This is a genomic window from Sorangium sp. So ce836, assembly GCF_028553905.1.
In the GTDB taxonomy this organism is placed as follows: Bacteria; Myxococcota_A; Polyangia; order Polyangiales; family Polyangiaceae; genus Sorangium; species Sorangium cellulosum_D.
On record NZ_CP102233.1, the window covers coordinates 3303859 to 3325422 of the forward strand.

The 21564-nt window shown below is 70.9% G+C and carries 14 protein-coding genes; 9 read left to right on the forward strand and 5 right to left on the reverse strand.

Annotation, left to right across the window (positions count from 1 at the left end; genetic code table 11):
• The first annotated feature begins 58 nt into the window (after positions 1-58).
• On the forward strand, positions 59-451 hold the full coding sequence (locus NQZ70_RS12020; RefSeq protein ID WP_129574347.1) for a DUF4156 domain-containing protein: 393 nt from the start codon (positions 59-61) through the stop codon (positions 449-451).
• 208 nt (positions 452-659) lie between these two features.
• A complete protein-coding gene (aqpZ, locus tag NQZ70_RS12025) occupies positions 660-1397 on the forward strand; it encodes an aquaporin Z (RefSeq protein ID WP_129574348.1) in 738 nt (245 codons plus the stop codon).
• Here aqpZ and NQZ70_RS12030 read toward each other — a convergent pair.
• Positions 1334-2227: a sulfite exporter TauE/SafE family protein gene (locus tag NQZ70_RS12030; RefSeq protein ID WP_129574349.1), complete on the reverse strand. Its 894-nt coding sequence runs from the start codon at positions 2225-2227 to the stop codon at positions 1334-1336. The two genes, aqpZ and NQZ70_RS12030, sit on opposite strands and share 64 nt — an antisense overlap.
• A gap of 108 nt (positions 2228-2335) precedes the next feature.
• Between NQZ70_RS12030 and NQZ70_RS12035 the strand changes: the two genes are divergently transcribed.
• Both NQZ70_RS12035 and NQZ70_RS12040 read left to right on the forward strand, forming a co-directional pair.
• Positions 2336-4414 (forward strand): glycoside hydrolase domain-containing protein, encoded by a 2079-nt coding sequence (locus NQZ70_RS12035; RefSeq protein WP_129574350.1) that lies wholly within the window; start codon positions 2336-2338, stop codon positions 4412-4414.
• Positions 4415-4496: 82 nt separating this feature from the next.
• Positions 4497-6281: an ABC transporter ATP-binding protein gene (locus tag NQZ70_RS12040; protein ID WP_129574351.1), complete on the forward strand. Its 1785-nt coding sequence runs from the start codon at positions 4497-4499 to the stop codon at positions 6279-6281.
• Here the strand turns inward: NQZ70_RS12040 and NQZ70_RS12045 are convergent.
• A complete protein-coding gene (locus tag NQZ70_RS12045; protein ID WP_129574352.1) occupies positions 6262-6693 on the reverse strand; it encodes a hypothetical protein in 432 nt (143 codons plus the stop codon). The two genes, NQZ70_RS12040 and NQZ70_RS12045, sit on opposite strands and share 20 nt — an antisense overlap.
• A 357-nt stretch (positions 6694-7050) precedes the next feature.
• On the opposite strand from NQZ70_RS12045, the gene NQZ70_RS12050 reads away from it, so the two are divergent.
• A complete protein-coding gene (locus NQZ70_RS12050) occupies positions 7051-9051 on the forward strand; it encodes a hypothetical protein (protein ID WP_237245246.1) in 2001 nt (666 codons plus the stop codon).
• Between the two features lie 52 nt (positions 9052-9103).
• On the opposite strand, the gene NQZ70_RS12055 is transcribed toward NQZ70_RS12050, so the two are convergent.
• The 3 genes from NQZ70_RS12055 to NQZ70_RS12065 form a co-directional block, all read right to left on the reverse strand.
• A complete protein-coding gene (locus tag NQZ70_RS12055) occupies positions 9104-10534 on the reverse strand; it encodes a DUF1552 domain-containing protein (RefSeq protein WP_129574353.1) in 1431 nt (476 codons plus the stop codon).
• Between the two features lie 2 nt (positions 10535-10536).
• Complete coding sequence (locus tag NQZ70_RS12060; RefSeq protein ID WP_237245247.1) at positions 10537-12285, reverse strand: DUF1592 domain-containing protein; 1749 nt, start codon at positions 12283-12285, stop codon at positions 10537-10539.
• Positions 12286-12844: 559 nt separating this feature from the next.
• Entirely contained in the window at positions 12845-14599 is a 1755-nt protein-coding gene (locus NQZ70_RS12065; protein ID WP_129574354.1) for a glycoside hydrolase family 43 protein, read from the reverse strand.
• A 1070-nt stretch (positions 14600-15669) separates the two neighbouring features.
• Here NQZ70_RS12065 and NQZ70_RS12070 point away from each other — a divergent pair.
• The 4 genes from NQZ70_RS12070 (at position 15670) to NQZ70_RS12085 (ending at position 21543) form a co-directional block, all read left to right on the forward strand.
• Positions 15670-16428 (forward strand): hypothetical protein, encoded by a 759-nt coding sequence (locus tag NQZ70_RS12070; RefSeq protein WP_237245248.1) that lies wholly within the window; start codon positions 15670-15672, stop codon positions 16426-16428.
• A 126-nt stretch (positions 16429-16554) separates the two neighbouring features.
• Complete coding sequence (locus tag NQZ70_RS12075; protein WP_272828252.1) at positions 16555-18012, forward strand: endo-1,4-beta-xylanase; 1458 nt, start codon at positions 16555-16557, stop codon at positions 18010-18012.
• A 180-nt stretch (positions 18013-18192) separates the two neighbouring features.
• On the forward strand, positions 18193-19728 hold the full coding sequence (locus NQZ70_RS12080) for a non-reducing end alpha-L-arabinofuranosidase family hydrolase (RefSeq protein ID WP_237245249.1): 1536 nt from the start codon (positions 18193-18195) through the stop codon (positions 19726-19728).
• A 489-nt stretch (positions 19729-20217) separates the two neighbouring features.
• Complete coding sequence (locus NQZ70_RS12085; protein WP_324293049.1) at positions 20218-21543, forward strand: PAS domain-containing protein; 1326 nt, start codon at positions 20218-20220, stop codon at positions 21541-21543.
• Positions 21544-21564 lie beyond the last annotated feature (21 nt).

Genomic DNA, 21564 nt, shown 5'->3' on the forward strand with positions numbered 1-21564 from the left:
GCGCCGCGAGGAAGAAGCGCCGCAGCGCGTCCGTAGCTATCGGCAGAAGGTACTTGACATGAAGACCACGACCTACCGCGCGTTCGCCCTCGTCCTCCTCTCCTGCATGACCCTGCCTGCCTGCGCCGCCGTGGAGCTCAACCCGGGCGCCGAGAAGGTCATCGTCACCAAGCAGCCCGCCCCGGAGGGGTGCCGGTTCCTCGGCACGCTCATCGGAGAGCAGGGCGGCTCGCTCTCCGGGAAGTTCACCAGCAACGCCAACCTGCAGAAGGGGGCGGTGAACGACATGAAGAACCAGGCCCACGATCTGGGCGGCAACTACGTGGTCCTCGAGAACACGAACGCCGGCACCACCATCTCCGGCGACCGGGACAGCATCTCCGGCGAGCAGACCGACGTCACCCACATGGGCAACGCGTACAGCTGCCCGCCCCAGCTCGTCGGCCTGTAACCTCGCCCGAGCCAGCGAGCCGGCTGCATCGATGCCCGCAGCGCGAGGCCCCCGCCGGACGCACCGGCGGGGGCCTCGCGCCGTTCGGAAGCAACGCGGCGCGCCTGGGCTCATCCAACGTGCACGAAGCGCAGGTGGAGCGTCGCCTCGGCGGTCTCCGCCGCGCTTCGCGCCGCACGGAGGAAAGCCGGCCACAGGAGAGGGGGAGATGGAACTGTCGTTGTCCAGGCGTACGGCCGCGGAGTTTCTCGGGACGTTCTGGCTCGTGCTCGGCGGCTGCGGGAGCGCCGTGCTGTCGGCCGCGGTTCCGGGGCTCGGGATCGGCTTCGCGGGCGTGGCGCTCGCGTTCGGGCTCGCCATGCTGACGATGGCGTACGCCGTCGGCCACATCTCGGGCGCTCACTTCAACCCCGCCGTCACGCTCGGGATGATGGTCGGCGGGCGCTTCCCGGCGCGAGACCTCCTGCCGTATATCCTCGCCCAGGTCGCCGGCGCCATCGTCGCCGTAGGGATCCTCTTCGTCATCGCCAGCGGCTCCGCCGGGTTCGCCGTGAGCGACGGCTTCGCCTCGAACGGCTACGGCGCGCACTCGCCCGGCGGCTACTCGCTCGTCGCGAGCCTCGTGGCCGAGATCGTGCTCTCCTTCGGCTTCGTTGTGGTGGTCCTCGGCGCCACCGATCTCCGCGCCCCGGTCGGGTTCGCGCCCCTCGCCATCGGCTTCGCGCTCACGCTCGTTCACCTGATCGGCATCCCGGTCACGAACGTCTCGGTGAACCCGGCGCGCTCGACCGGTCCCGCCCTGTTCGTCGGCGGGTGGGCGCTGTCGCAGCTCTGGCTCTTCTGGCTCGCCCCGCTGGCCGGCGGCGCGCTCGCGGGGGCGCTCTATCCGGTGCTCGTCGGCGCGAGGCCGGCCCGCGCCGCCGTCGCGCCGCGCTCGACGGTCTGAGCAGGGGGCTCCGGGCGCGCGCGCCGGGCCGGCGGGCCGAACCGGTCCCACCCGAGCTTGGCCGTGAGCACGAGCCCGAGCGCGACAACGAACCACCGCACCTTGCTCGGCGCGATGCGCCGGGCGACCACGGCGCCGGCGAGCGAGCCGACCACCGCCGCCGCCATCATGATCGGCGTGGCGACCGGATCGACCGCGCCCGCGAACAGGAACGCGAGCGCGGCCACCCCGTTGATCAGGCTCGCGAGCACGGTCTTGATCGCGTTCAGCCGGTGGATGTCCACGTTGCCGCCGAACGACGAGAGCAGCGCCAGCATCATGATGCCGATGCCCGCGCCGAAGTAGCCGCCGTAGACGCTCACGAGGAACTGGAGCAGGAACACGAGCCACGGCCGCGAGGGCAGGGTGAACTCCTCCGCCGCGCCGTCCTTCTCCGAGGGCTTCGCCGGCGCCGAGGGCCTCGCCGGACGCAGGTTCTGCCAGAGCAGGAGCAGCGTCGCGACGAGCACGAGCCCGGGCACCGCGGCGTCGAACACGCGCTGCGGCGTCACGAGCAGGAGCGCCGAGCCCACGACGCCGCCGAGGAGCGACGGCAGGAAGAGGACGCCGAGGACCCGGTAGTCCCGGGCGAGCTCGCGGCGGTACGCCCACGCTGACGCGAGCGACGCGGGCGTGAGCGCCACGGCGTTCGTCGCGTTCGCGGGCAGCGGCGAGAGCCCCGCCGCGATCGCCGCGGGGAACGACACGAGCGTGCCGCCCCCGGCCACCGCGTTGATGACGCCGGCCACGGCGGCGCCGCCGGCGAGGAGTGCGGCTCGCGTCAGATCCACGGCGCGACATGGCCCGAGCCCGGCCCCGCTGTCAACCGCGGCCCGGAGCCCCTAGCATCGCGCAGCCGCCGATCTCGGCGGCCGCTCCTCCCCGGAAAGCCGAGCGCCATGCCGCGACCCTTCACGCTCTTTCCCGCCGCGTTGCTCTCTGCGCTGGCGCAGTCCGCGATGCCCGCGAGCGCCGCCGCCGGCGAGGCGCAGCCGGAGCGCGCGCTCGTCTGGGTGGCCGACGACGGCACGCGCGTCCGGCGCGAGGACGTCGGCCTGCCGCTCTCGCGCGGCGAAGGCAACGCGCTCTTCCGGCCCGGCGAGCCGCTCCGGCTCGGCGCGCTCCGCGCGGAGGTCGTCGCCTTCCAGGTGATCGTCGAGGCGGGCGCCGAGCCCGTGCGCGGCGTCACGGTGGAGCTCTCCGGGCTCGCCCCCGCGGCCGGCGTGGGCGCGCCGCCCGAGGCGCTGGCGGCGGCGCAGCAGCAGGCCCCGGGCGCCGCGCCCGCGGACGCGATCTCGATCGCCCGCTTCGTCGAGCACTACGTCGAGATCCGGCAGCGCTCGCGGAACGACCAGCGACCCCTGGAGTCGCTCGGGTGGAGCCCGGCGGCGCGGCCGCCGGACGACAGGCACCTCGGGTTCCTCCCCGACGCGCTGATCCCGGTCGAGCTCGCGCCGCCCTGGGCGCCGTACCCGCTCGAGGTGGGCTCCCGCGAGACCCGGGCGATCTGGGTCGACCTCCACGTCCCGGAGGGCGCCGCCCCCGGCCTCCACGAGGGCAAGGTGGTGGTCCGCTCGGCCTCGCACGGCGAGCTCGCGTCGCTCGATCTGAGGCTCGACGTCGCGCCGGCGACGCTGCCGTACGGCCCGGTCGACTTCATCGCCTTCTACGAGATCGACCGCGTCGCCGAGCGGATCGGCGACGGACCCGCCGTCGAGCAGCAGCTCTGGCAGCTGCTGCACGAGCACCACGTCGACGGCTTCGCGTCGGTCCGGAGCCCCGCCGAGGTCGAGCGGCTGCGGCCGGCCATCGACGGCTCGCTCTACACGAAGGAGCGCGGCTACAGCGGGCCGGGCCAGGGCGTCCCGCCCGCCGCGGTGGCGCTCGGCGCGTACGGCGGCTTCGGCGACCCGAAGGAGGAGACGCTCCGCCGCGTCGAGGCCGTCGCCGACAGCCTCCCGCCGGCGGTGGACGACGTGATGCTCTACGCGGTCGACGAGCAGTGCGAGAGCCCCCGCGGGCCCGGGTGGCGCCGGCTCGTCCGCGGCTCGCGCCTGTCGTCGCGCATCCTCGTGGGGCACTCGTGCGGCGAGGTGCACCCGCTGCAGCAGGACGTCGACCTCGTGCTCACGCCGGCCAACCGCTTCGACTCCGCGTGGGCGCGGGCCGCGCGCGAGGCCGGCAAGCGGCTCTGGGTGTACAACGGCGCGCTGCCGCGGACCGGCACCTTCATGATCGACGCGCCGCTCACCGGGCTCATGGCCGACGGCTGGATCGCGGCGACCCACGAGGTGGGCCGCTGGTTCCTCTGGGAGACGGCGTTCTGGCACGACGGCAACCGCGGCGGGAAGGGGCCCGTCGACCCGTTCACGGTCGCCGAGAACTTCCACAACCGGGACGGCGACGCCTGCCTCGGCGACGGCATGCTGCTCTACCCCGGGACGCAGCGCGGGCGGTTCGCCTCCCGCTCCGTCGGCTTCGCCGGCGTGCTCCCCTCGATGCGCCTGAAGAGCCTGCGCCGCGGCATCCAGGACGCCGGCTACATCGCGCTGGCCAGGTCGGCGTCGCCCGGCGCCGCGGACGCGATCGTGAAGGCGGTGATCCCGGCCGCGCTCGACGAGGCGCTCGATACCTCGCCCGCCGCGTGGAGCAGCGAGGGCGCCGCGTTCTTCGAGGGCAGGGCCGCGCTGCGCGCCCTGATCCCGGCGGGCGCCTCGCTCGACGCCGCCGGCGTCCGCCGCGCGCTCTCCGAGGCGGCGGCCGCGCGGCGCGCGCTCGTCCCGCTCGCGCGGCCCAAGGGCGCGGGCGACGAGCCGCCGGCGGAGGCCTCGGGGCAGGCCGCGCCGGGGCCGCTGCGCCGCTGGGGCGCGACGGGGCTGCTCCTCGCGGTCCTCGGCCTCGGCGCCGCGGCGCTCGCGCTGGCCGTCGCGCTCCACCGGCGGCGGCGGCGGCCGGGGCGCGGGGCCGACCGGCGCTGACCGGCGGGCCGCGCGCCGGCCGCGACGCCGCCCGCCCCGCGACGCGGCCGCCTCCGCGCCGCCTGCTACGCTCGCGCCCCCCATGCAGAGCCCCGACGACGACCGGCGCCCCGGCCGAGCGCACCTCCGGCGCCTCCTCCGCCTCGCCCGCCCCGAGCTCGGCAAGCTCGCGCTCGGCACCCTCTTCCTGGGCGTCGGCAGCGGCATCAGCCTCCTGCTCCCCCAGGCGATCCGCAAGATCGTCGACGACGCGCTCGGCCCTGGCAGCGGCGTCGAGGCGATCGACGACGCCGCGCTCTGGCTCGCGCTCCTCATCGTGGTCCAGGCCGCCGCCGTCGCGCTGCGGTACGTCCTCTTCTCGACCGCGGGCGAGCGCGTCGTGGCCCGGCTCCGGGCGCAGCTCTTCGAGCACCTCCTCCGGCAGGAGGTGGCGTTCTTCGACGACCACAGGACCGGCGAGCTGACGAACCGCCTCGCGTCGGACGCCACGGTCCTCCAGAGCGCCGTCAGCGTGAACGTGTCGATGGCGCTGCGCTACGCCGCGTCCGTGATCGGCGGCGTCGCGTTCCTCTTCTACACCTCCCCGCGGCTCACCCTCCTGATGCTCGCCGTGGTCCCCGTCGTGGCGCTCGGCTCGGTGGCGTACGGCCGCCGCGTCCGCCGGCTCTCCCGCAGCGTGCAGGACGCGCTCGCGCGCGCCAGCGAGGTCGCCGAGGAGGCGCTCTCGGGCATCCGCACCGTCCGGGCCTTCGCCGCCGAGCAGCACGAGGCGGCGCGCTATTCCGGCCGGGTCGCCGAGTCGTTCGACCTCGCCAGGAAGCGCATCCGCGCCTCGGGGAGCTTCATGGGCGTAGTGACGTTCGCCGGCTACAGCGCCGCCGCGCTCGTCCTCTGGTACGGCGGCCACCTCGTCGTCGAGGGCCGCATGACGCTCGGCGGGCTCACCTCGTTCCTCGTCTACACGATCGTCGTCGCCTTCGCCCTCGGCGGCCTCAGCGACCTCTGGGCCGACTTCATGAAGGCCACCGGCGCCGCCGAGCGCATCTTCGACCTCCTCGACCGCGAGCCGGCCATGGCGGACGCGGGCGGCGCCCAGCCGAGCGCCGTCGAGGGGCGCCTCGAGCTCCGGCGCGTGCGGTTCAGCTACCCGACCCGCAAGGACGTGCCGGTGCTCAAGGGCATCGACATCGCCGTTCGCCCCGGCGAGGTCATCGCCCTGGTCGGGCCGTCCGGGGCGGGCAAATCCACGATCGCCTCGCTGCTCCTGCGGCTCTACGACCCCGACGAGGGCCGCATTCTCCTCGACGGGCGCGATCTGCGCGAGCTCTCGCCGACCTGGCTCCGCCGGCAGGTCGGGATCGTCGCGCAGGAGCCGCTCCTCTTCGCCGCGAGCGTGGCCGACAACATCCGTTACGGGCGGGAGGGCGCCTCGGACGCGGAGATCGAGGCGGCGGCGCGCGCGGCGAACGCGCACGGGTTCATCCAGCGGTTCCCGTCGGGGTACCGCACGCTCGTCGGCGAGCGCGGGGTGCAGCTGTCTGGCGGGCAGAAGCAGCGCGTGGCGATCGCGCGCGCGATGCTCAAGGACCCCCGGCTGCTCGTGCTCGACGAGGCGACGAGCGCGCTCGACGCCGAGAGCGAGCACCTCGTGAAGGGGGCGCTCGACGCGCTGATGAAGGGGCGGACGACGTTGATCATCGCTCACCGCCTCTCGACGGTGATGGGCGCCGACCGCGTGCTGGTGATGGATGGGGGTACGATCGTGCAGAGCGGGGCGCACGCGGCGCTCATCGCCGAGGACGGCCTCTATCGCCGGCTGGTCGAGCGGCAGTTCGTGAGCGCGCAGCTCACGACGACTGCTGTATGATGAGCTGCTGCGTCGCCTTGCGCTCGCCCACGATGGAGACGGCCGTCTCCGAGGCGAGCGCCGTCGCGCCCTGCGACGTGCGGCGGAGCGTGCCGAGCAGCGCATACCAGCCCTGCTGGCCGCTGGTGAGGGCGCGCGCGCTGATCCCGTCCGTCCGGACGAGCGCCTTGCGCGCGACCCGGAGCACGCTGCGCTGGACGCCCTCGACCAGGTCGAGCGTGGCGCCGAGCCGCTCCTGCGTCTCGACGCGCACGTCGTCGAGGAAGCCGAACCCCGCGCGCACGACCTCATCGGCCACGCCGAGGCTGCCGTCCACCCACGTATAGATCAGCCCCTCTCGCGGATTGCTGAGCTGCGCGCGATCGGAAACGTTGCTGCCGGCCGCGATCTGGCCGGAGATGCTCTCGTCCATCTCGAACCCCCTTTCCTCACGGTGGTTGGCAGGCGATTCGCCTGCTGCGAGACCACTATCAACAACCGAGTTCTCGGATGGGTTATCACAGGGCAACAAAGGTGTGAACTCTTTCTTTTATCGTCGCCTCCCTTTCGGATGCGGGCACGCGGAGGCGCCTGGAAGCGGCTGTCGCGAGCGTTCTGCTGAATCCGTGATAGTTCAACGAAAACACGTGAACAACGGCCAGCGTGTCGGTGACGTAAGCTAGCGGCCGAAGGAAGATCCTTAGTCCTTGGCAGGCGCGCCCTGGCTAGCTAGCGTCTCGCGGTGCCCACGCGGCCCACGAATACCGGGCGATTCATGAGGGGAACCACCTTGTCAACGTTTCTTGCAGCCTCCTGCGCCGCCGGCGCGCCGCACGGCGAGGCGCCCCCGACGGCGCCAGCCCCTGAGCTCCTGGCCTTCGAGATCCAGGAAGGCCGGATTCATAACCACTTCTTCCGTCGTGGTCATATCGCCGCTCATGTCCTGACGACCTCGGGCGTGTCGCCGCGGCTCATCGTCGCTTTTCCGGCGGGCAACACGGGAATCGCCGTGTGGTTCGACGCGCTGCCGGCGCCGGTCGAGCTCTCGGTCGAGGGGGGCGTCTCGGGCGTGGAGCGGTCCGGCGGCATGCGCGGCGTCTCGGCGCTGCTCGCGAGCGCGGCCCCGGCGCTGCGCGTCCATCGGCTGATCCTCGGGAGCATCCGCACGGTGCGCGACGTGGGCCGCGACGCCGCGTTCCCGGCCTGGCTGCGCAGCGACGTCGAGGCGCGCGGCGCGTCGATCGCCGCGCGGCGCACCACGCTGGACGGCGAGCACCACCTCGAGCTGCTCGTCGAGCCGGAGGGCGGCACGACGGCCACGCTGGGGCCGGACGGGCGGATCGAGCTCACGGCGGGCCCGAGCGGCCTCCGGGTCCGGGTGACGGCGCTCTCGGACGAGCCGCCGCTCACGCCGGTGCCGCTCGACGAGCTCGTCACCGAGCGCGCCGCCGACGACCCGCGCGACCGGCAGGCGCTCGCCTTCCTCGCGTACCGGGAGAAGCTCTTGGCCGGGTCCTGGCGCTTCCTCACGTACTTTGGCCGGGACACGTTGCTCGCGGTGCGGATGCTCCTGCCGGTCCTCGAGCCGGCCGTGATCGAGGCGGGCATCGGCTCGGTCCTCGATCGGCTGAGCCCGTCCGGGGAGGTCGCGCACGAGGAGGCGATCGGCGAGTACGCGGCGCTCCTGCACCTCGCCGCGGGGCGCGCCGGGGCGCTGCGCGAGCCCGTCTACGATTACAAGATGGTCGACGACGACTTCCTCCTCGCGCCGCTCGCCGCCGAGTACCTCCTCGGCAGCGCGCCGGGCCGGGAGCGCGCGGCGGCGTTCCTCTCGCGCCGGACGCCGGCGGGCGACACGTATGCGCAGGCGCTCGCGCGGAACGTGTCGCTCGTGCTCCGCCTCGCCGCCCCGTTCGCCGAGACGGGGGATCCGAGGGCGCTCGTCTCGCTCAAGGAGGGGGAGTCCGTCGGCGAGTGGCGCGACAGCGAGGAGGGCCTCGCGTTCGGCCGCATCCCGTACGACGTGAACGCCGCCCTCGTCCCGGCCGCGCTCCGCGCGTCGGCGCGGCTGCTCGCGAGCCCGCTGCTCGGCGCGGACGCGGAGGGCGCCGGCCGGGCGGAGCGGCTCGCGCGCGCGTGGAGGGACGCAGGCGTGTTCTTCCGGGTGGAGCTGCCGGAGGCGGAGGCGCGGCGCCGCGTCGCCGCCTATGCCGCGTCGCTGGGCATCGACGCGGCGCCGGCGCTCGCGTCGCTCTCGGGGCCGCTCTCGTTCCCGGCGGTCGCGCTCGACGGGGAGGGCAGGCCCATTCCCATCATGCACTCCGACGACAGCTTCGTCCTCCTGTTCACCGACCCGCCGCCCGCCGCCCTCGAGGAGATCGCCGGCCGCCTGATCCGCCCCTTCCCGGCGGGCCTGCGGACGCCGGTCGGCATCCTCGTCGCGAACCCCGCGTTCGCGCCGGATCCGGCGCTCTGGGCGCTGTTCACGAGAGCCCACTACCACGGCACGGTCACCTGGTCGTGGCAGCAGGCGATGCTGGCCGCGGGCCTCGACCGCCAGCTCGCGCGCGGCGACCTGCCGGCCCCCGCGCGCGACGCGCTGGAGCGCGCGCGACGCGCGCTGTGGGAGGTGATCCAGGCCTCGCGCGAGGCGAGCACCGGGGAGCTCTGGAGCTGGGCTGTCGAGGGCGGCCGTTACCGGCTGGTCCCGTTCGGCGCCGAGCGGGCGCACCACGACGAGTCGAACGCGGTGCAGCTCTGGAGCACGGTGTACCTCGCGGTGCGCCCGTGATCGGCGCGAGGCGTGATCGGGGAGGGGGAGAGCTCGCCCCGAACGCTCGCGCCTACGCGAACAGCCCCGAGATCGCCGTCGTGTGGAGGTCGTTGTCCCCGATGACGAAGTTCGGGAGGCCGAACATGCCCGCGCACGCCATCCAGAAGTCGTTGGTCGACCGGAGGCCGCGGCCGCCGTTGTCCCACACGCGCCCGCCGAGGAGCTTCGTGTTGGCGCCGCCGAAGAGCAGCCAGGCCATCTTGTCCCAGTTGTGATGTCGGGTCCCGACCTCGGTCACGTAAGGGACGAGGGTGTTGTCGAGCAGCGATCCGCCGTTCACGTCCTTCGCGGCCGCGAGCTCCTGCAGGAACCCCACCATCTTGTTGGCATAGAACTCCTCCACGCGCGTGAGGAACTCGAGCGTATCCTTCGTGTCGGGATCGTGGCTCGTCGTGTGGTGGACCTTGAAGATCTTCGAGTCCGGCGGCCACAGGTCGCCGAAGCTCACGTGGTTCGTCCCCGGGGACCACTGGAAGGTCACCACGCGCGTCAGGTCGCACCGGAAGGCCGCCTTGACCACGGCGAAGTGCAGGGCGCCGATGCGCGCGTGCTTCTCGTCGTCGCGCTCTCTCACGACGTGCGACGAGTTGTAAGGGTCGATGTACTCGCTGACGCTGATGATCTCCGGCGGCTGCTCCATGCCGCAGAACGCGGGGTTGGTCGGGTCGGCGTCGAACTCCTTCTCCACCTCGCGGATCGCCTCCAGGTGCGCGTCCAGGAGCTCGCGCTGCGCGCTCGGCGCGAGCTCGTGGAGCCGGCCGAGATCCCTCGTCGCGAAGTCGAGCACGCTCTTCTTCTGCCGGCGCGCCCTGGCGAGCGCCTCGAGGTTGTCGTTCGTCGTCCCGCCGGGCATCAGCGTGCCGAACACCCGCTGGTAGGCGTCGAACGGCTGGTAGTACGGCGTCATCGGGGCCCGCGGGCCGGAGTACGACATGTGGCGCGTCGACACCTCCGGCGTGTCCGCGCGCTTGTCGCACGAGAGCTGGAGCGACGCGATCGCCGTCCCCTGCAGATCGGCCGACTGCTTCTGGATCAGCTGGTCGACGCTCGCCCCCTCGGACATCGGGTCGTCGCCGCCGTTGCCGGGGTAGAGCTGCTTGGTCCGCATACCGGTCGCCATCAGGACGGTCCCGCGCTCGTGGCCGCCGCCGACCGACCCCTCGGACGGCAGCTTCAGGTCGCGAAACACCACCATCTTGTCCTTCACCGGCTCGAACGGCTTCAGGATGCGGGACAGCGTGAAGTTGGTCCCGTTCCCTTGCGGCCACCAGTTCTCGTAGACGGTGCCCACGGGCCGCTGGACGATGAGGAACCGCTTCGGGCTCGGCGCGCCCTCCGCGGTCCGCTCGAGGCCGCGGAGGATCGCGAACATCCCCGCGGCGGCGCCGACGCCCTGGAGGAAGCGACGGCGGGACGAGACATAGGGCAGGTTGCGGTTCATGGTCACTCCTCCTCCGTGCGCTCGGCGAGCGCGCGCGACGTCGCGACGGCCTTCACGATGGCCGGCAGGGTGCGCTCGCCCACCGGCAGCGCGTTGATCACGCTCTCGACCTGGCAGTCGTCCGGCCTGAGCTCTTCATCGTCGGTGCTGTAGGTGACGAGGTGCCGCGTCAGGCACGCGGCGAACTCCTCCCGTTGCGCCATCACGCCGATGAACTCGACCGCGTTCGGGTAGCTCTCGTACAGCCCGAGGAGCCCGTTCATCTCGATGTTCGAGTCGATGGGCTCTCCATCGAGCTTGTCTCGATAGCGGCCCAGCGGATCGTAGTTCTCGAGCATCAGGCCGAACGGGTCGATCCCCCGGTGGCACACGCCGCAGGTGCTGTTCATCGCGCGCGCCTCGGCGCGCTCGCGCTCGGTCATGTCGGCCTTGAGCAGGTCCGCCACCGCCTGCGCGAGCTCCTCCGGCGGCGACGCGAGCTTCGGCAGGCAGAGCAGCGCGCCGCGGACGAACAGCCCCCGCGCGACCACGCTCGTGTTGTCCGTGCGCGAGAGCGTCGCGAGGACGCTCGCCTGCGTGAGCAGGCCGGCGCGCTGGCCTTCGGGCAGGGTGACCGGCGAGAACTCCTCCGGCGCGCCCGCGCGCTCCACGCCGTACACCTCGGCGAGCGGCTCGTTGACGAACGTCTCCCGCGACGTGAGCAGCTCGGTCACGTCCGCGCCGCGCTCCCAGAGGGTCGAGTCCACGAACAGCTCGGTCTCGTGGAACATGGCCGCCTGGAGCCCGGGACCGTATTCGGGGAACATCCCGGGATCCTTGATCGTGCCGAACAGGTTGCTGAGCCCCCACGCCGCGAGCAGCGTGGTGCTCAGGCTGCGCCGCGTCTCCGGCAGCGCGAGCAGCCGCTCCGTCTGCCGTGCGATCTCCTTCGGGTCGCGGAGGGCCCCGGAGTCGGCGGCGGCCATCAGCTCCGCGTCCGGCTGGCTGTCCGTGAGGAAGAACGAGAGCTCGCTGGCGAGCTCGTGCGGCGACAGCCTCACGACGCCGTCGCTGCCCTTCTCGCCGAGCTCCGTCCGGTAGGAGAAGGAGGGCGACGCGAGGATGGCCTCGACGGCGAGCACCACGCCGCGCTCGTAGCTCTCTTCCTTCCCGAGCGCGAACACCTCCATCAGGTCCGCGAGCTCTGCCTCGCCGATCGGCCTCCGGAACGCCTGCGCCGCGAACCGGGTCAGGAAGTCGCGCGCGCACGCGTCGTCCCCGTTCTGCGCGCAGCCCGTCACCTCCTGGAAGCGCCCCTTGAGGGTCTCCGCGGCGTAAGCGGCGCTGTCGAGCCGCCCGCGCACCAGCGATGTGCCGGCGACCAGCCCCTTCTTCATGAACGGCTTGGTCTTGTCGTCGGGCGCCAGATCGGCCCGCACCGCGGTGTCCCCGAGCACGGTGCGCACGGAGTTCGTGAACTGAAGATCGGTGAGCAGCACGACGCGGCGCCCGAGCCGCGGCGCGCACTGCGCCTCCGCGTCCGGGCGCCCGTCGTCGGGTCGCCCGCTGCTGCCGCCTGGTTGTTGTTCGTCGGGGTTGCTCCCGAGGGTGCCCGTGCACGCCGCCGCCACGAGGGCCGAGGCGCACGCGGCGAGCCACGCCGAGCGGCGCCGCGCGGCGCTCCGAGGCGAGCGCTCCCGTGCGGCCTGCCCCTCCCCCGAAGCGGGGGGCGCCGCGCGCTCTGTCCGATCCCAAACCCGAGGTCGATGCATGAACAAGCCTCCCAATCTATCCCGCGGCGCGAGCGCCCGTTGACCCGCCCGTCGCTCGAGATCCGCCTACGACACGGGGCCAGGTGGACTGCGCCGATGAAGGCAAGCCGCCTTCGACACGACGCCATCCCGAAACCCCCAACCTTCACACCCTAGGATGCGAAACGGCGCAACGACGAACCGCCGTGTTGCGCAGCGAAGTGCCACCTCGCCGCCGGGCGAGGACCCTCCCGGGGGCGAGCGCGCGGTGCTGCCGAGCGCCCTGCTCACTTCCGGAGATGCTTAGTTTCGACCACACACGCTCATGAGTCAAACCAATTTGTCGCGATCGGGGCGTTTGGATACGATGCCAAGTTTACGACAACACAGCAGTTTTCCTGCGTCCGCGGCGCGGAGGTACCCAGCGCGACGCGTTAGGCCGTGCCCCTGGAGCACCGATCCGCGCCGCGACCTCGGCCCGCGCAACTACGCCTCCATGACGCGCACGCTGAATGGCAGAGCCGGGAGTGAATCCGATGCGCTCGCGGCTCCCAGGTGAGACCTCGCGTGCAGCTCGAGCTCACGCGGGCTCCGAGGAGCGTCGACCCGCGGCCCCGCGGCGTCCAGGTCCTTGTGCACGGCGCCGCCGCGCGGCGACCGCGCCCAGCGCGATCAACGCGGCGAGTGCCCCCGCGGGGGAGCTGGACCCCGAGCTGACCCGGAACGCGCATCCGGCCTCGTCGTGGCTGCCGCCATCGGCGGGGGCAGCGCCGGCGCCCCCCGTGCCGCTGCCCGCCGTTGCTCCGGTGCTGGTGGTCGATGCGCTGCTGACGCTCCCACCCTCGCCCGAGCCGCCGCTGCCCGTGGCTCCCCCTTCACCCGTGCTCGGAGCGCCCCCGGCGCCCCCGGCGCCCCCGCCGCCGGTCGGCTCCGGATCCGGGGCGTCGAGCGGCGTGAATTTCCACCAGTTGAAATTGAACAGGGGACCGTTGCCGCCGGTGAACTTCAGGTACAGATCGTGTATCCCTGTCGCGCCGTCGACCGCGCACGACGTGGTCACCCAGGTCTGGGCGCCGCCGGTACCCTGAACCATGCAGGTCCCCACCAGCGTGCCGGTCGGGCTGTCGAGGCGCAGCTCGATGCTGCCGCCGCCGGTCGCCGAGGCCACCCTCGCGTCGAAGGACACCGCGCCGGTGCCAAAATCGACGCCCTTCACCTTGATGTAGTCCCCGTTCTCGATCGACGTGACGTTCACGCCGCCCTCGCTGCATCTCTCGGTCTCGACGCCGGATTCCCAGGCGATGGTCTCAGCCTCCGTCATGACATACGGATTCAGGTTGCCGACGCCAGGCGGACCCTCCTTCGTCATCCTGATCGTCGGGATCGTACCGTCGGCGTTGAACGTGAACTGCTCGACGGCCGTCGAGCGGTGAAAGCCTCCGCCGCCCGGCAAGGCGCCGTTGTGATAGAAGAAGTAGGAGTTCCCCTTGAAATCGATGACGCCCGCGTGATTGGTGAAGCTGCTGCCCTCCGTGGGCATGATGACGCCGCGGTAAGTCCACGGGCCGGTGGGGCTGCTGCTCGTGGAGTAGGCGATGTATTCAGGGATGGGGCCAGCCGCGTACACGAGGTAGTACAGCCCGTCGCGCTTGTAGAGCCATGGGCCTTCTTCGTACTTGGTCGTGTGACGACCATCATTCTCCCCGGTGCGCTGCCCGAAGCTCGCCGCCGTCATGGGCACGTGCACGACGCCTCCCTGGTAGGAGATCATGTCTTCGTTCAGCTTGACGTAGCACGAGCTCGGGTTCCCCCAGTACAGATAGGCCTGGCCGTCGTCGTCGATGAGCACCGTCGGATCGATGTCGCCGCAGTCGGCCGCGACGAGCGGCTTTCCCAGGGCGTCCTTGAACGGACCGGTAGGGCTGTCCGACACGGCCACGCCGATGGTCATCCTGTTGAGCGAGCGGCTCGTCACAGGCACGTAGTAGTAGAACTTCCCGTTCCTGTGGATGACCTGGCCAGCCCATGCGTCCCCCTTCGCCCAGCTGAAATCGCTGAATTTCAGCGGCGAACCGTGGTCCGTCCAGTTCACCATGTCCTTGGAGGAGTACACTCTCCATTCGTTCATCCCGAACCAGTCCGTGGCGCTGTCTTCATCATGGCCGGTGTAGAGGTACACCGTGTCACCGTGGACCATGGGAGCAGGATCGGGGGTATAAATGGTCTGTACGATGGGGTTGTCCGCCAGGGAGACGGACGGGAATGCAGCCACGCCGCAAAGTATCGATGCCGCCGTGAGGAGCTTACGTCGGATGGGCGTCGTGTTCATTGCCATTCTCGGATCCTTGCTGGTCTCCTGAAACTTCGTCAGGTATTGTCGATGTCGTAGGCGGCTCGGCTCATGAATCTCCGGACGGCGTGGCGGCAGCCAATCATGAGCTCGTCAGCGCTCGCGTCCGACACCGCTGCGCGAACGGCGTCGGTGCCCAGATCGCTCGGGCGACGAGGGCCTCGGGCGCGGACGACCCATCCATGGGGAAGCAGACCATGGGGAAGCAGAAGGATACTTCTACGGGGTAATGTGAACGCTAACATGGCCGGAGTCAACACAGATCGACCGGCCCGCGGGTCGGCCTCCGGCCCGGGGGAGGACGAGGCTGGCGGGGCTCCTCCGGCCCGCGGCGTCGAGAGGAGCGGGCGCGAGGCGCCGCGGGACATCGAGGACATCGAGGGCGGGCAGGACCTGCAGCCCTCTATCGACCGAGCACGAGGTGGCGTTCGCGGCCCCAGCTGCGGAGAAATCCAGGTGCACTGTCGAGTGCGGCAGCATCAATGAAGCCAGCGCCCGCTCTTCTTGACGCGGCGCTCCGGAGGAGGCCGGTCAGCCTTCTCGCTTCGGTTGCGAGGAAGATGCAGGGGGGTCGATCTGGATTGACATCGTCTCTGTTAGCGTTAACATGGCAACCCATTCGTATCTCTTGCTTCGCTCTGGAGGGGTGGCCATACGCGCCGAGAGCTTCGTCAGCCGATCGATCTCGGCGCAGGTTCCGCACGCTCGGTCGTCACGGGCGCGAGCCAGGCTGAGCTCGCGGACGTCGCAGTCGCGGGTCAGCAGCGCTGGGCGCGGGGTCTCCACGTCGACCCGCGCGCGCGTCGGTTCGCGCGCATCCGCTCGACGCCCTGCACATCCACCGAGCTGACCCGCGTCGACGACCTCAGGCGGGGCACGACCTGAGAAACCCGTCGAGACGGTCATGAGGCGACCCGCGGTGCTGTGCCGGGCCGCTCACGACCTTGGCATGGCCATTCGAACGAGACGCGATGTCGACGAGACGACGTTTGGCATTCCCACGTTCAATACCGGCGCGCTCGCCGGACTGGTGCGAAATGAGAATTTTTCCACTCGTGGTCCCTGCAATCATGCTCCTTGTCGCCTGTGGCTCCGATGCCGACCCGCCTCCGGATGGCCAGGCTAGCTCCAGCTCGACCGGCGTCGGGGGGGCAGGCGGAGGCGCCGCGACGAGCGCCAGCACGAGCGCCTCCAGCAGCGCGAGCTCCGCGAGCTCCAGCGGCAGCGGGGGAGCCGGCGGCAGCGGGGGAGCCGACGGCGGCGGCGGAGCCGGCGGCAGCGGCGGCGAGGACCTGCTCGCGGCGGCCGCCAGCATCGACGGCTTCCGCTGGGAGATCCCCTGCGACCAGGACCCGGGCAACCGCGACGAGTGCGCGACGTCCACGCGCGTCGACGAGAAGAAAACGTTCGGCGGCTCGCCCGACACGATCTACCAGGTGACCGTCCGGCTCAGGGGCGTGGTCGAGCCGGAGACGTATCGGGGCGGCACGCCCGACGGCATGCACTTTCGCGTGGGCGGCACGCCCGACAACGCGACGTACAACAGGTACAGCTTCTCAGTCTCCGATCCGCCCGAGGTCTACTACCTCAACGATAGCCCCACCGTGGGTCACGACGTGTTCATCATCGACCATACGAAGACCATTCCGATTCGCGGCGGAGCCACCGTGTCATTCCTGGGCGACGATCCGAATCGTGTCATGATCGCCAACTTCAAGCATCTGGTCGTGGACGGCGTGCCGCCGGCGCCCGCGCCCTTCATCGGCCAGTTCATCCAGCTCGACGTGCAATCCGTCGAGCTGGCGCAGCCTTGACTGCACGCCGCGACGCTCGCCTCCGGCCCCCGGCAGAAGCGACATCATCTCGCTGATCCGTCCATGCGTCGACGGGGCCGGTTTTGCTACAACCTACGACATACCCGCTTAGCATAGGAGAACCTTATGAGAATGCGATTCGAACGATGGCCCCTGCTGACGGCCCTCGCGCTCGTCGCGTGCGGTCCCGTTGATCAGCTCGACGAAGCCGGCTTCGATTTCGACGAGCTGGCCGAGAGCATCACCATCGATACCGCGACGACCTACACCATCGTCGGCGTGCAGAGCGGAAAATGCGTCGAGGTGGCCGGAGGCAGCGCCGCCGACGGAGCGGGCTTGCAGATCGCCACCTGCAACGGCTCGGCGCGGCAACAGTTCCGCATGGAATCGGCCGGCGGCGGCTACTATCGCATCCGCAACGTGGGCAGCGACCGCTGCATGGACGTCACGGGAGCCTCTACCAGCGACGGCGCCCGCGTCCAGCAATACTCCTGCTGGACCGGGGAAAACCAGCAGTGGTCGTTCACGGACGTCACCGGCGGCGCCGTGCGTCTCACGGCGCGCCACAGCGGCAAGTCCCTGGACGTCTACGGCCGCGGCACCGCGGACGGCACCACCGTGATCCAGTGGTCGTCGAACGGCGGGACGAACCAGCAATTCCGGGTCACGCCCGTGAGCTCGGGCGGGACGGGAGGAGGAGGAGGAGGCGGCGGCGGCGGCGGCGGCGGCAAGTTCGTCGGCAACATCACGACCAGCGGGCAGGTGCGATCGGATCTGGCCCGATACTGGAACCAGCTCTCCCCGGAGAACGAGGGCAAGTGGGGCTCCGTCGAGGGCCAGCGGAACGTCATGAACTGGTCGGGCATGGACCGGGTCCGGGATTACGCGCGCCTGAACGGCATTCCGTACAAGGGCCACACCCTGATCTGGGGTGCCCAGCAGCCGAGCTGGCTCGCCGGTCTGTCGCAGAGCGAGCAGCGCGCGGAGGTGGAGGAGTGGATCCGAGCGTTCTGCCAGCGCTACCCGGACGTCGCCATCATCGACGTCGTGAACGAGCCGCCCCCGCACACCACGCCGGTGTACATGAACGCCCTCGGCGGCGCCGGAGCGAGCGGGTACGACTGGATCGTGCAAGCGTTCAAGTGGGCGCGGCAGTACTGCCCGAACGCCAAGTTGCTGCTCAACGACTACAACAACATCGAGTACAGCGGCGACAATCAGAACACCATCAACATCGTCAATCGGATCCGGGCGGCAGGGGCGCCCATCGACGGCATCGGAGCTCAGGCCCACGCCGCGTTCTCGATGCCGACCAGCACCGTGAAGACCTTCCTCGACCGGCTCGCCGGCACCGGTCTACCGGTCTACATCACCGAGTACGACATCGACCTGGCGAACGACGCGCAGCAGCTCAGCGTGATGCAGAGCCAGTTCCCCATGTTCTACAACCATCCGAGCGTGAAGGGCATCACGCTGTGGGGCTACGTCAGCGGCCAGACGTGGCTCTCCAACTCGGGGCTCATGAGCAGCGGCGGCCAGATGCGGCCCGCCATGTCCTGGCTGATGGGCTACCTGGGGCGCTGACGTCGATCGCGCGGGCGCGCGCGTCACGGAGAGCGCGCGCCCGGAGATCGCTGCGCGGGCTCGTCGGCGTGGTCGCAGGTCCGACGGAGCCTGCCCGCGGGCCTGCGCCCGCGCGGCCGATCCCGGGCGCCTCATGTGTCTCGCTTACCGCGTCCTATCCCTTGAGCACAGGAGACGATGATGAGAATCGGACTTCAACGATGCTTGCTGTCCACGATGTTCGCCGCCGCGACGGCGTGCGGTCCCGCCGAGCAGCTCGACGAGGCCGGCGTCGAGCTCGACGAGCTGGCCGAGGGCATCACCATCGACACCGCGGCGACGTACACGATCGTCGGCGTGCAGAGCGGAAAATGCGTCGAGGTGGCCGGCGGCAGCGCCGCTGACGGGGCGGGCTTGCAGATCGCCAGCTGCAACGGCTCGGCGCGGCAGCAGTTCCGCATGGAATCGGCGGGCGGCGGCTACTATCGCATCCGCAACGTGGGCAGCGACCGCTGCGTGGACGTCGCGGGGGCCTCCACCAGCGACGGCGCCCGCGTCCAGCAATACTCCTGCTGGACCGGGGAGAACCAGCAGTGGTCGTTCACGGACGTCGCCGGCGGCGCCGTGCGCCTCACGCCGCGCCACAGCGGCAAGTCCCTGGACGTCTACAGCCGCGGCACCGCGGACGGCACCGCCGTGACCCAGTGGTCGTGGAACAGCGGGACCAACCAGCAGTTCCGAGTCGTGCCCGTGACCTCGGGCGGAGGGACGGGGGGCTCTGATGGCGGGGGTTGCGGCTTGCCCACCTCCTTCCGCTGGCAGTCGAGCGGCATCCTGGTGAGCCCGAAGTCCGACGCCACCCACAATATCGTGTCCATCAAGGACCCGACGGTCGTCTTCCACAACCAGCGCTGGAACATCTATGCCACCACGGCGAACACCGCCGGCAACTGGCAGATGACTCACCTGAGCTTCACCGACTGGCCCCAGGCCGCGTCCGCGTCGCACTACTACATGGATCGCACGCCTGGTTTCAGCGGCTATCGGTGCGCGCCGCAGATCTTCTTCTTCAGGCCGCAGAACAAGTGGTACCTCATCTATCAATCGCAGCCGCCGCAGTTCTCCACGACCGACGACCCGAGCCGCCCGGAGACGTGGAGCAGACCCCAGAACTTCTTCGCGTCCACGCCCGCTGGCATGCCGAGCCTGCCCATCGATTACTGGGTGATCTGCGACAGCGCCAACTGCTACCTCTTCTTCACCGGCGATGATGGCCGGATGTACCGCAGCCAGACGACCCTGCGCAATTTCCCGAGCGGGTTCGGGCCGGTCTCGGTCGCCCTCCAGGACTCGAATCGCTACAACCTGTTCGAGGGGAGCTCCACGTACAAGATCAAAGGCATGGACAAGTACTTGACGCTCATCGAGGCCATCGGCCCGACGGGCGCCAGGTTCTACCGCTCGTTCACCGCCGATCGCCTCGATGGCGCGTGGACCCCGCTCGCGGACACCTGGAACGCGCCGTTCGCGGGCCAGAACAACGTCACCTACGCGTCGGGCGTGGCCGACTGGAGCGACGACGTCAGCCATGGCGAGCTGCTCCGCGACGGCAACGACGAGACTGCGACGATCGACACCTGCAATCTCCAGTTCCTGTATCAGGGTCGCGATCCGAGGTCGGGCGGCGAATACTCGCAGCTCCCATATCGCCTCGGCCTGCTGCGAGCAGTCCGCTAGAGCGACGGTCACCCGCTGCGGATACGGGCCCATCTCGGCGTTTTCGGTGCTCAGCGCACAGGAGTGCGCTTCCGCGCCGAAAACGCCGAGCTGGGCCCGTCTCCTGTGCGGGTGACCGCCGCTCTGTGACGCGTGTGCCGGAGACGGGCGGCGCACCCAGGGCGAAGCAAGAGATGCCGTTCTGGTAGATTGTTAACGTTAACATTGTCGGTGTCAACACCGATCGACCGGCGCGCCCGCTGCCCGCGGGGCGGTGCTCGGTCGGATTTTCGGTGGGATCTCTACTTACAAGTTCGTTACACTATGGACGACGCGCTTTCGGAGCAGCGCGCGGAGGGGGCGAGCATGAGCCGCGACAGGAGCGAGAGCACGTCGGGACCGAGCGGACGCGCACACGCGCACGGGAGATCCGGAGTAGACCGCGGCTCGGGAGCAGGGAGCTCGGCGGGCGGGCATCGCCAGCTCGACGGGATCCCCGCGCCGGGTGGGGTGTCCGCGCGCATCGATGGCGACATCGACCACAAGGCGGAGAGCGCGGCGCTGCGCGCGCGCGTCGAAGAGCTGGAGAAGGAGCTGGCCACGCTCCGCGGTGCGCTCGAGCGCGAGAGAGGGCTGGTCAGCGCGGCAGCGGCGTACCTCGATGCGCCGTTCGCGCGGGGCGCCACGCAGGTGCCGGCGCTGATCCACTGGCGCCTGGATGGCACGGTGACGCGCTGGAACGACGGCGCCGGGGCCCTCTTCGGGTGGAGCGAGGGCGAGGCCGTGGGCCGCCGCCTCTCCGACCTCGTGGCCGCGGATCCGGTGTCGCCCGAGGCGGCGCAGGCGTTCAACCACGACCCTGGCGAGAGCCTCTTCGCCACGACCACGAGCGCGGGCAGGACGAGAGAGGGAAACGCGATCACCTGCCGGTGGACCTACGCCGTGCTGCGCGACGAGCGAGGCGGCGCCCGAGAGATCGCGGCCATCGTGGACGGCGGCGACGATCCGCGGCGGAGAGAGCGCCTGGTGCACGAGCGTTACCAGCTCCTCCTGCAGCTCGTGGACAACTCGCCGAACGTCATGTTCATCAAGGACGCGGAGGGGCGATACGTGTTCGTGAACCGCCATTATGCGCGCGCGCTCGGGCGGCACGCCATCGAGTTCCTCGGCAAGGACGAGCATGAGTTCGGCGCCACGCCGCCCGGCGTCGCCGACGCGATCGTGGCGAAGGAACGGGAGGTGCTCGCGAGCGGCCGGCCGTTGCGGTACGAAGAGGTGCTGGACTACGGCAGTCAGAATTACTACTTCTTCACGGTCAAGTTCCCGATTCACAACGAGCGCGGCGAGCTGGTCGGCGTCGGCGGCGTCGTGAGAGAGGACACCGACCTGAGGCGCGCCCAGGCCGAGCGGGCCGCGTTGCAGGAGCAGATCATCGCCGCACAGCAGGAGGCGCTCCGGGAGCTGTCGACGCCGCTCATCCCGCTCGCCGACGGCGTCGTGGCCATGCCGCTCGTCGGAACGCTCGACAGCGCGCGCGCGGGGCAGGTCATGGAGACGCTGCTCGCCGGGATCAGCAGCCAGCGCGCCCACACCGCGCTCCTGGACATCACCGGCGTGCGCGCCGTCGACGCGCTCGTCGCCGGCGCGCTGACGCGGACCGCGCGCGCCGCCCAGATGCTCGGCACGCGCGTGGTGCTCACGGGCATCCGCCCGGAGGTGGCGAGGGCCCTGATCGAGCTCGGCGCGGACCTCTCCGGCATCGTCACGCTGAGCAGCTTGCAGAGCGGCATCGCCCACGCGCTCCGGCGCAAGGAGCGCCCGCGCGCCGCCCGTTGAGCGACCGAGCCGGCGCCGCCG